The sequence below is a fragment of the Vibrio sp. 10N.222.48.A3 genome (assembly GCF_041475345.1).
Lineage (GTDB): Bacteria > Pseudomonadota > Gammaproteobacteria > Enterobacterales > Vibrionaceae > Vibrio > Vibrio tasmaniensis_A.
This window is the reverse complement of sequence record NZ_JBFRVX010000033.1, coordinates 1-11344: the sequence shown is the minus strand read 5'-3', so window position 1 is coordinate 11344 and position 11344 is coordinate 1. Positions and strand designations below refer to the sequence as shown.

Below are 11344 nucleotides of genomic sequence, written 5' to 3'. Positions count from 1 at the left end.
GTAATATTTTTCATAAGGAGAAGAAATAGGCTGATAAACTGACGGTGACAGGTTATCAATAAAATCGTCAGCGCTTTGCTTGCTAGAGAAAGTCGCAAGTTGCACCAACCAATGTGATGAACTTGGTGTTAACTTGTTGCTTTGCAATACTTCTACAGCATCAACTTTACTTGCGTAACGAGGAAGAGCCGCTAAGTCTTTATCTTCGCTTATAAAGACAATATCTTTTACTTCGCCGGAGACGATGTAACGCTGACTGAAATTAGGCAAATACGTGAAGTCACGAGCTCGTTGAGCATGGGTGTTGGTATACCAGAAATCGGTTAAGCCAATGCTCGTTGCGATTAAACAAAAGAAGAAAAGGCTAGTGATTAAGTAACGTTTACGCCTTGTTGGCTTCCTTACTTCTGGGAGCTTCACTTTGATGCGGCAGTAAACGCCGCTAGTATTGCGATATTGGCTGATGGTTTGCTCTAACTGATAGGTGAATGCTTTCAATTGGTCAGCATTACCTTCACGATATTGGCCTTTGAATCCAATATTTATGAAGAGGTAAACTATCTCTAGAAGGTCAATCAGTTTGTGAGGCTGTCGTGCTGCTTTCTCTGCAACAGAGAAAAACAACTCACCACCATTGCGCATGCCGAAGAGCTCGCTAAGCAGTGTTTTGTTTTCCCAACCGTTTTTTTCTCCCCACTCGGAGTAGATGATGAATTCATCAATGACCACTGCATACAAAAAGCAGAGTTTATCGATAACAGCAATAGGGTAAGTAAGCTCGGTTGCTTGAGCTTTTATGTCGTTTATACCCTGTATCAACTGTTCTCTAAAAATCGCTAAATCTTCAGGTTCAGATAAGGTTGAGAGCTTGAGTGTTTTGGTTAGTAAATCGCTACTGATATTGAATAATTGATTCTCTGCCTTATCAAAGTGTCGCAAAAACTCTTCTTGGGCGCTGGTAGAATGTACAGCGACCAATTTAGAGGCTACCTGATCAGTTTCGTTATCCTTAGAGCCCTTTGTCGCTTTGTCGATGATGAGAGTTTCTTCATCTAAATAATCCATAACCATTATCTCAACGCATATAAAACGACTTCAAGGGTTGGTATACGAGCATCGACATGCAACGCGATGGCATCACGAGTGTCGAGCATATCCAACCAATTTCTATCTTTGGTATCGACTTCAAAATAAGCCACGCCTTGCATTGGCTTGAGTTCACTTGGCGCAATTGGTAAGGGTTTCAAAGAGATACCCGACAGAGAGCTTCTTACTAATTCGACAATTTTATTATTACTGCTTAGCTTCGCGGAAATAGGAAATAGCTCATTGAGCTCTGTGCTACTGATATCAGATTTAACGCTTAGAACGAAACGTCGGTTATAGATGCTACTAGGATCTTTGATCAACGTACGCAGTAACCTACGCTTTTCAAACAGTGATATATCCCATTTGAATTCAATAACAGAGTCTTGTTGAACCAATGTTAGCAAGTTTCTAAGACTAGAAAACAGCGGGTTAAAGTTATCGTATAATTTGTCATACTTTAAGGGCGGACATTCATCAGGAATAGCAGGTGTTAGTGCCATGACCTGAGCCTCAAACTGCTTCAATTTAGAATATAATTCGTGAGTCGGGTATTTGGTGTTGCTGATGGTTAATTCGAACCACGGTAACCATGAGCTCAGAGTTTGAAGCCATAAAAAGTCTTGCATCATAGATTGAGGACTTTTTTGATCTTGTCCTGCTTCAAGACGTTTCAGAAGGTTTTGAGCTCGGTTACTGACGAGTGCGTGAATCTCTTTAACTCGCTCGACAAGCAGAGTAGAAGCTCCGTAATGTAGACATGCGGGAATAAAAGATCTGTCATAGATCACTTCATCTGAATCACTGATTTCTAATATCTTAGCAACAGGAATCAGAGTAAAACCAGATGTGTCTTCACCGGCGAATTTTAGCCCAATATTTAGCTGTGCGACATCGACTTCAACGGTAGAGTTTTCTGATGTTGATGTGTCAAATACATTGATTGATTGGGTGATATAGCGACTTTGTTCCTGCCCATCTTCACAATAATCTTTGTTACCTTGTAAAGAAATCGGTAATGCGAGGTAAACGATGGTTTCTATGGTGCCTTGAGGTATATCGACAACGATTTCTTGCTTAAGGTTGAACTGAGTTCCATCGGGAAATACACCGGAGCAGCTCGGTATAGACAGTTTACCAATCTTCAATAGATCGTGATTAAGTACTAATTCGGTGATGCCATAAAAAGGAGAGAAACCAGCTAATGTCTCTATATTCTGACGAATGTAGTTCTGCACATAGCGATCTTGTTGCTGAAAGTGCTGAGGTGCTATAAACATTCCTTCTTGCCACACTACTTTTTTGAAAGCGTCCACGTAATGTCCTTTTCTATTATTTTTATATATTGGCTTGTGCATTTAAAGATTTACCACCAGCTGGAGTCGGGCTGTATTGAGGCTAACTCCGCTTTCTTACCAGTAATCGTTAACTCTAAAGTTTGCTCAGGATCTGCTGGCATCATTAAAACAGTTTTCGCTGTACTGTTCTGGTAATCGGCGAATTCAATCAATGCGGCAATATATTGAGTGTTCTTGTTAATATCTAACGTCAGTTGTTGCTCTGAGTTGGGCAGCACAATAGGCAGTACTTGTTTTGAAACTAAGTTTGCAGCCAACAACTGTAGGTCATTATTGTACAAATCAATAAAAGGCAATTGTTTAAACAGTTGCTGATCTGTGAGTTGGTAAAGCCTAACGACAACAGGGTTGGCTTGAGCATCATTGTATTGGTTGACCGTCGTATCCGCTTTAACTGTCAGTGAGTATTGGGTGACAACAGGGGCGGGGTCTGACGATGAGCACGCAGTTATCATTAAACAAAGAGACAATAGCATTAAACGTTTCATTCTTGCCTCTCACTTTGCTTTTGCATATTTTCCATAAATAATGCTTTGAACTGACGTCTGAAGTCCCCATTGTCTTGACGGTGTTGGAAGTGCTTTCGATAGATCTTCCAATATTTTTTATCCTTGTTGGAAAAAATGCCGTCACTCACGTATTCGCTAAACTGGTTTTCAAGTTGCTTTGGTGCAAATTCGTTTAGAAACTGGTCTACCGTTTGTTCCAATGCCTCAAAAAGAGCTTTTTGTTGTAGCTGTGGGTTCTGTAAGTATTGTTGGTTTTTTTCCGTCAGTGTGATGAGTTTGTCTATCGACTCTTCAATTCGTGTGTTGTTCTCGGCATTGACAGGAAAATATTCCAACTCAGCAGAGGGCAGGGAGCCTCCTCTGTTGTGAACGACTTCGTCTACTTCAATGTTGGGAACGACTTTATCGCTATCTAAATCTTCAAAGGGGTCTGACGAGAACGGGTCGTCACTCAGAACATTCGTTGAAGAAAAGTTTGAGGCTTTCTTAACTATCGTCACTTCAGGCGTAGTATCCAAAAAGTCTGTGTCATTGTCGTCAAGCTTTAAGTTGAAAGGTTCTATAAAAAGATCATCCTGATTGGTGTTATTCGTAGCATCCACTTTAGGTGCGCTTAACAGGCTAACTAACAGTGTGTAGTGACCTAATTTTATAATATCGCCATCGGAAAGTATGTATTCTTTCTCTCTTATCAATGATTTATCGTTTAACGTAGCACCATTGTTACTAACGTCTTTGATGGCGTACCCGCGTTCAGTGGGGTAGAGCTGGCAGTGAGTTCTTGAGACCCATTTGGTTTGGTCAGGTAGCGCAATATCACATGATGGCGAACGACCTAAGCTTCCGCCATTTTCAGGCAGGTAAACGACTCTAGAGGTAACGACCTCTTCAGCAGGTATAGAAATCATGTGGACACTGATAGACAATGGTTACTCCTTGCACTTGGATATAGCTGAGTTAAAACTATTTAAAAACCCGGAATAGGTTTTAAGGAATCGATTTGAAAAGTAGACCCCCATATTTTTGGTATCTAAGTTCATCGAGTTGAAGTAATCGAGTGGCAATGAAGCCTTCTCAAGTTCTCTTTCAAAGACTAAACCATCTTCTAGAACAACATCAATTTCCCTTTGCTTTAAAAGCTTTAGTAGTACTTTAGCATCTCGTGGCTGCATTACGACGTTAAATCCATTTCGTTTGAGCCAAAACCATTTACTAGAGCCAAATTTTGCAGAAAAATTCAGATTTAATTTTGATAGTTCATTAATATCAGGCTTTACGCCTGGGCCAAAATACCAATTTAAAGTCTGTTGCGCGATTGGTTCTGAGAGTGTTGCATACTCGTCACGTTCAGAGGTTTGGGTCGCAACGAAGAAACCGTGTTGTCCGCCACCATGAACACGTAGTTGTGCGTCAGACCAAGTTGTCATGGTTAACTGATAAGGTTGGCCCATTACACCTAGTGCACACTTAACCTTGTCTAAAGCAATTCCTTGCATCTCGGAATTTTCATAGGTTTGGTAGGGAGGCCAATCTTGCGTCGTGAGCATTAATCGAGATGGTCCAATTTGAACTTTAGCAAAAGTATTCATTGACCAAAAGGTAGCAATGAGCAGAGTTGCCAATGGCAATTTACTTGCAGAGGCTCTAGTTAACATCATTAGAGTGTCCTATTAGCTCAGAGATTTTCAAGATAGATACTGGCGGGTAATAATCGAGCTTATGTGCAGCCTCGATATTAACAATATATGAATATTGGCTTAGTGATTCTATTGGAATGTCCGAAGCTTTTTGGGTTCCTTGTAATATGTTTTTCGCTTTATATCCGGCGAATTGGCCAACATTGTAGTAACGGCTAACAATGCCAAACAGGGCTTTATGGCTTCTTATTGGGCTTTCGGTTGCTGAGAATGTGGGAATACCTTTTGAATGTAGCCTTGATACTACCTCGCCTCCTTGCGCAATGATGTATGAATCAGGCGGCAAATATGCCATATCAACACCTTCTTGTTTCATATTATCAATTGTGAGGCTAATTAGGTTGCTGTTTGACCTAATTTTATCAATATTTAGTGGGTACAAGATAACACGCTTGTTATGAATTTCCGATAACTCAAGCATCTTATTTGCTGTGATAATCGAATTATTTTCTTCGGCGTTATATATCACCCCAATACTTGAAACGTTAGTTAGCTTTTCAATCGCTTTAAATTGTATTTCATGAGGTACGATATGGGATACCCCGGTAAAGTTTCTTTCTTTAGAAAATAAATCAGTTACCAGTTTAGAACCCACAGGGTCGGTGACAATACTGAACACCACGGGTGTAGAGTTAGTCTTTCTAAATTCGCTTGGTTCATTATAAGTACCTAGTAACTCAAGGGTGATAGTAGTACCGAATGAATAAATAAGATCAGCTTTCTTATATTTTAAATCTTTAATATTTTGTTTAAGTTGAGCCTTATCGCTGTTTGCATCGAGAACCGTGAATCGCACATCAACGTGTTGTGATAAATAGTCCATAAAACCTTGCTCTGCATCAGTTACTCCACGCCATAATAAAAGGACAACGTGTTTTTCATCACTTTTGGCAAAGGTGAAGGGAGTCATTAAAATAAAGGTGATAACGAAAACTAAAAATCTCATGATTGAACCCCTAATTTCTGTTTATCGGATTCTAGAAATAATGAAAAGAACAGAATTAGACTGAATGAACTCACGAGTAATGAAACCCCAAATATAAGGATGGTATTATCGTAACCAAAAATGCTCAAACATACGCCTGCTAGCATAGGCCCTGCAATATTACCGATGCGCTCGGTGAGCCTGAAGATACCGATAATTTTCCCTTTTTCAATTCCTTGGCCGGAGAGTAGTTCGATGACCAGTGGTATTTGAGGCGAAACACAAATGCCATGCGCAATGCCGATAATGATGACGATCAGTAACACTCCCAATGTACCTTGGAAGAAGTAGAAGTTGAGTAATGCAAGAGAAGAAAGTAGCCCACCGATAAAAATGAAAGCCATTTTGTTTTTGAGTTTGTCGACTAGAATTGCGCTCAACGGTGAAATGACGATGATTGCAAGACCGTAAGCCATAATTACTCGGCCAGAAACAGAGCTACTTTCGCCCAAGAATTGTAGATAAACCGGGCAAATATAGTAAAGGAAACCAGTAAGTACGATCTTCGCTGGTATCGCACTGAATATCGTGATTAATGCAAAATATTTGTTACTTAACAGTTGTTTGAAATCTTTTAAATTGAGAGGTTTACTTGAGTTAATTGTGCTTGATTTCTCAAAAAACACATAGACAAGTAAGACACTGAGCGTTGCGATCAATCCAGCGAGCATAAACGTCTCTGAGTATCCAAGCTTCTCCGCAAGGATCCCACCAATCGCGGCTCCACATAGAGAGCCAGAGAAAAATGATGACAAGAAAGTCGCCATTCCTTTAGTACGATTAGAATCGTTGGTGGTATCTGACACATAACCCTGTGCGGAAATAAAAACGATACCATAACCAACCGCCGTGAATGCACGCGCTACTAATAAGAATTCGAGGGATTGAACGAAAGCAGTAGCGATTAACCCTATGCTCGTGATCAGCCCTCCTGTCATCAACGAATGTCTTCTGCCTACTTTGTCTGACCAGTATCCCGCAAATGGTAGTGAGATCGCCCAACACAACATGAACAGTGAAATTGGTAGACTAGTCACTAGGTTGTCAGGAATCCAACCCGTTATGTTGTCCAGTGAAGACACGAACCTAGGAAAAAAGGCTAGTGAAGACGCTTCCGAGAGGACCAATAAAAATAGTGGTAAGCGAATGAATCGAAAGTCTTGTTTATCAATATCTTGTGAAGGCTGAGCAGGCTTTAGCTTAATAATTGCTTGGTTAGCTAGATGAAGCAATTTGCCAAACTCGTCGCGAGAAGAAGTTTTTGCCAAGTGATTGACGATATCTCGGTTCACAAGCATGAATACTTTCTTTAATTGGTTCCAAGGTGAAATAATCATGAAGTTACACATGAATAGAATTATTTCGGCGACGACAAGGCAAGATGCGACCAAAACGGTGATCATATCCATGACGCTTTCTTTCAGCATATTCATGATCAAGTTGTTGTCGGTAGTCACCTTCAGCTGCATTGTGTGACTTTGGCTATTACTGTTATTGTGGTTGTCTATATTGTTGTGGTCGTTGCTATTATCGAGGTTGTCGCTATTAAACGTTGATACGCGTATAGACGCGTGTTTAACATTTTCCTCTGGATAGTGATAAGAGCTACCAGACTCCCCGTTAAAAGTAATAGATAGAATCTCACTGTGGTTATCAACGAAGAAAGCAAACTCGTCTTCTAAGCCATGCAGTCTGTTGTCAGGAACGCCTTTATTGAGTAACCCTTTAATCATCTGATTTAGTGAGTCACCAATCAGGGTTGATTTCTGCTCGAGTTTAACTTCATAAATCTGCGAAAACTTGTCCAGAGATTGATAAGAAACACCTAAATTAGCAATAATCGTTAACAGGATAGCAAGAGAAATGATAAACACGGGAAAGTGTTTTGTTTTCAATTTCTCGAACTTGGACATTGAATAGGGAGATTGCAGTGCCTTATGTGCTTGAGCTAAGGTAGGAAGTAAATCGCTAGCTCCATCAGAAGTTTCGATTATCGCAGTTGCACCTTTAACACGGTCTACAATCCCTTCTAACAGATATTTCAATGCTATAAAGGCAAATGCGCAAGACAGCACTATCCATATGACTGAATACAAGAATTGATCCTTTAGCAAGGACGCTTTTTGTTGGTCTAATAGTGACGTAGAGTAGTAGAGCTTTATTTGGCCTTCAACTAAACCGAAAGAATTGGTTATATCAAGTGATAGCTGACGATCGTTTGCTTGGTTGTGTACACCTGTGCCAAATAGTTGTTCACCAGAGGTAGACACCACCATTAATGCAGTAATGCCATCAACAAACTTTAGCCTACGATCTAGGATACCTTGTATGTTCGATATAGCTGAAAGAGGCAGACCTAAACTGATTGCTTGATTGATATCATTATGTGTTTCTTCTAAAACGATTCGATAGGTAGAATCGGAGGTTTCCGTTAGCCTTTTCTCGAAATTGAAATAGTTCAGTGTTGCATTTAACGTGATGGAAAACAGCAAAACCGCCATGATGGCAAACATCAATTTGACCCTAAGTGACAGGCTAAATGATGTCGGATTGGTGGAGGTTTGGCTGGTCTTGCTGTTCATTGGTTAAGGCCTACTTAATAGATAAATCGAAGTCAGCACTGTTGTTCGTTGCACTAACGGTTACTTGAGTAATGGGTTCGCTGCGGCTTAATCGTCCGATACATTCTTCGGCTAATCTTGGCATTAGTGAACGGTTAATAATTTGTTCTACAGCGCGACCGCCAGTGGTTGGATCGGTATTACGGTCGACCACGAACTGAATGAAATTCGCGTCCCAAGTGAATGAAGCCTTATATTGCTCTGCAAGTTTTTTCTTGATTCGATTTAGCGATATTTCTGTGATTTTCGCTAATTCTTCATCGTTAAGTGGGTAGTAGGGAACAATGGTAGTTCGGCCTAAAAATGCAGGTTTAAAGTATTGTTGCAGATCCGGACGTATTGATTCGAGTAGCTTGTCATTATCGATGCGATCGGTAGTCTGAGCACACACATCACAGATAGCTTGGTCGGCAGCGTTCGATGTCATAATAATGATGGTGTTCTTGAAATCGACGGTTCGACCTTCGCTGTCTTTGATATGACCTTTATCGAAGATTTGATAAAACAGATCATGTACACCAGGGTGAGCCTTCTCCATCTCATCCAATAGCAATACAGAATAAGGGTTGCGTCGAATCGCTTCCGTCAATACACCGCCTTCGCCAAAGCCCACGTAACCTGCTGGTGAGCCGAGTAGCATGGAAATTTTATGCTCCTCTTTAAACTCGGTCATGTTAATAACGGTAAGATCGTTGCTTCCTCCGTAAAGTTGCTCCGCAAGTGCCATGGCAGTTTCAGTTTTACCGACACCACTTGGACCACACATTAGGAACACACCAATCGGTTTTCGATTATCCGTTAAACCCGCTCGGGAAATACGAATTGCTTTTGCTAGTTCGTTCTTTGCGACATCTTGTCCTATTACTCGAGTATTAAGTTCATCTTCCAAGGTCAGCAGCTTAGCGATTTCATCGCTCATCATGTTGCCAACCGGGATACCAGTCCAATTCGCAATCACCTGAGCAATAGTGTTATCGTCGACCATGGCATAGACGAGGGGCTCCTCACCTTGTACGTTTGCTAACTCGATACGCAGGCCGTCGAGTTGTTGCTGCTTGTTGGAGTCAACCGCATTTAGCTCTTGTGCTTCAGTTATCTCTTGCTGAATCACTTTAATTTGGTCTACTAATTCAATCTCTTTTTCCCAACGCGTGTAATACGCAGCCAACGTTTGTTGGTTCTCTTCTATCGATAGTGTGAGCTCTTTAATCAACTCAGCGCTGTTGGAGAACAGTGCCTCTTCTTTTTCTAATGCTGATTTTTCGTTTTCTTGATAACGAATCGTCTGCTCTAGTGTTTCCAATACTTCTGGCTTCGCGCCTTGTGTCAGTGCGATTCGTGCACTGGCAGTATCAAGTAGGCTAATGGCTTTGTCTGGCAGTTGGCGACTTGGAAGGTAACGGATCGATAAGTTGACCGCTGCTTCAATCGCGGATTCAGCAATAAAAGCGCCATGGTGAGCTTGCAATGAAGCAGCCACACCACGAAGCATTTGCATCGCATCTTCTGCGTTAGGCTCTTCAATGGTTACAACTTGGAATCGGCGTGTCAGAGCCGGATCTTTTTCGAAGTACTTTTTGTATTCCGCCCATGTTGTCGCAGCGATGGTTTTGAACTCACCACGCGCCAAGGCTGGTTTTAGAAGGTTTGCCGCGTCGTTTTGTCCAGCAGCGCCGCCTGCACCAATAAGGGTGTGAGCTTCATCGATAAATACAATGATGGGTACTTCTGAGCTTTTTACTTCATTGATGACGTCTTTTAAGCGGTTTTCAAACTCACCTTTAACGCTCGCGCCGGCTTGCAGCAAGCCAAGGTCTAAAGAGTGGATCTGTACGCCTTGTAGAGCACTAGGGACTTCATCAGCTGCAATTCTTAACGCTAATCCTTCAACAACAGCGGTTTTACCTACGCCTGGTTCACCGACCATAATCGGGTTGTTTTGGCGCTTACGACACAAGATGTCAATCGCTTTTCTTACTTCTGCATTACGGCCTGAAATTGGGTCGATGTTGCCATCAATAGCCTGCTGAGTAAGGTTTACCGTGTATTTGCTTAGAGCGTCGTTACCCGCGGGGGTACTATCGACAGCGCCATTAGCTGAAGGTGCTGAAGAGTTACGTGCAATAGGAGTTTTCTTGATAAGACCTTGCAGAGACTCAAGTGAAACATTGCTTAATGATTCAAGTTGTAAGGTCGTCACACCTAATACATTTTGCTGCATTAGAGCTTGAATAAGGTGTAGGCTGACGATCTCTCCATGCCCGTAGTTTACTGATGCAATCATCCAAGCGTCTTTGATTAATTCCGTTAAGCCGTGGCTTAACGTCGGTTGACCTTCATTACCTTTTGGGAGCATAGAGATTTTCTTTGTCAATTCACTGACTAAGGCATCTATTGAAAGTTTCTGAGATTCACACAATGTCATGAGCATTGGGTCTTTCTGGGAGATAAGTTGAAGAATCCAGTGTTCAACCTCTATAGCTCCAACACCTTGGTTCATTGCTGAACCAGCAGATGCTTCGAGCGCCTGCTTTAGGGCAGGTGCTAGCTTGCCGACTAAGTTAGTGAGCGTTACTTGTGTCATTGTTTATTCCTTATATTTCTATAATCTACACGAACCATATTGCGAACTATAAAAGCAAAATGTTTACACTTTTATCAGGACTGTGCTGAGGGGCAAGATAATCAATCTCTCCTAGGCGAGCTGCAATAGAAACGTTGCTTGATAAACGGGGTTTGGTTAAATATGAACGCTTAACGTTCAGATAAATGGCAACAGGCGTGTTGTCTTTTAAGTAATGCTGAGTCAAAGACCACATGGATTTCGCTAATTGGTCATCTTGCTGAATTTCTAGGAATTCACTTCTGCTTTTTGGAGTAACAAAAATACTCAAGTTGTTGAAATTAACGAGGCAGGTTCTTCCTACTAAGAAACCTTGTCCTAAACGGCTATTGAAATCCCGATTTTTACCTAGTCGTGTCAATGAATCTGTAGGCAATAGGCGACGTTCAAATGCCTTACATTCGACATCGATTGAGTAAGGAAAAAAATCATTGAGTATCTTTTTTAGCGTTGTAAGGCTACGGC

At 41.4% G+C, this 11344-nt stretch carries 9 protein-coding genes; all 9 read right to left on the bottom strand.

Annotated features, from left to right (window positions below; translation table 11 throughout):
* A partial coding sequence (gene icmH / locus AB4653_RS01320) for a type IVB secretion system protein IcmH/DotU (protein WP_372103135.1) occupies positions 1–1071 on the bottom strand: 1071 nt, incomplete at its 3' end.
* Positions 1071–2402 carry a type VI secretion system baseplate subunit TssK gene (gene tssK / locus AB4653_RS01315; protein ID WP_102257292.1) on the bottom strand — a complete coding sequence of 444 codons (1332 nt, stop codon included), beginning with the start codon at positions 2400–2402 and terminating at the stop codon, positions 1071–1073. The genes icmH and tssK, both read right to left, overlap by 1 nt.
* 50 nt (positions 2403–2452) lie before the next feature.
* Entirely contained in the window at positions 2453–2932 is a 480-nt protein-coding gene (gene tssJ, locus AB4653_RS01310; protein WP_102257291.1) for a type VI secretion system lipoprotein TssJ, read from the bottom strand.
* The gene (locus tag AB4653_RS01305) at positions 2929–3879 is read right to left on the bottom strand and encodes an FHA domain-containing protein (protein WP_102257290.1); all 951 of its coding nucleotides are present in this window, start codon (positions 3877–3879) and stop codon (positions 2929–2931) included. Before AB4653_RS01305 ends, tssJ begins: the two co-directional genes overlap by 4 nt.
* 3 nt (positions 3880–3882) lie before the next feature.
* Positions 3883–4611, bottom strand: coding sequence for a transporter substrate-binding domain-containing protein (locus AB4653_RS01300; RefSeq protein ID WP_102257289.1), 729 nt, complete (start codon positions 4609–4611; stop codon positions 3883–3885).
* Complete coding sequence (locus tag AB4653_RS01295) at positions 4598–5596, bottom strand: ABC transporter substrate-binding protein (protein WP_102257288.1); 999 nt, start codon at positions 5594–5596, stop codon at positions 4598–4600. The genes AB4653_RS01300 and AB4653_RS01295 overlap by 14 nt, the downstream gene beginning before the upstream one ends.
* Positions 5593–8217, bottom strand: a complete 2625-nt coding sequence (locus tag AB4653_RS01290; protein ID WP_102257287.1) for an MFS transporter — start codon at positions 8215–8217, stop codon at positions 5593–5595. Before AB4653_RS01290 ends, AB4653_RS01295 begins: the two co-directional genes overlap by 4 nt.
* Before the next feature lie 10 nt (positions 8218–8227).
* On the bottom strand, positions 8228–10840 hold the full coding sequence (gene tssH, locus AB4653_RS01285) for a type VI secretion system ATPase TssH (protein ID WP_102257286.1): 2613 nt from the start codon (positions 10838–10840) through the stop codon (positions 8228–8230).
* Between the two features lie 46 nt (positions 10841–10886).
* A partial coding sequence (locus AB4653_RS01280; protein ID WP_372103132.1) for a type VI secretion system baseplate subunit TssG occupies positions 10887–11344 on the bottom strand: 458 nt, incomplete at its 5' end.

Coding starts and splice junctions, on each gene's coding strand:
- tssJ (WP_102257291.1), bottom strand. CDS start 2,932: ATGAAACGTTTAATGCTATTGTCTCTTTGTTTAATGATAACTGCGTGC.
- AB4653_RS01300 (WP_102257289.1), bottom strand. CDS start 4,611: ATGATGTTAACTAGAGCCTCTGCAAGTAAATTGCCATTGGCAACTCTG.
- AB4653_RS01295 (WP_102257288.1), bottom strand. CDS start 5,596: ATGAGATTTTTAGTTTTCGTTATCACCTTTATTTTAATGACTCCCTTC.
- AB4653_RS01290 (WP_102257287.1), bottom strand. CDS start 8,217: ATGAACAGCAAGACCAGCCAAACCTCCACCAATCCGACATCATTTAGC.
- tssH (WP_102257286.1), bottom strand. CDS start 10,840: ATGACACAAGTAACGCTCACTAACTTAGTCGGCAAGCTAGCACCTGCC.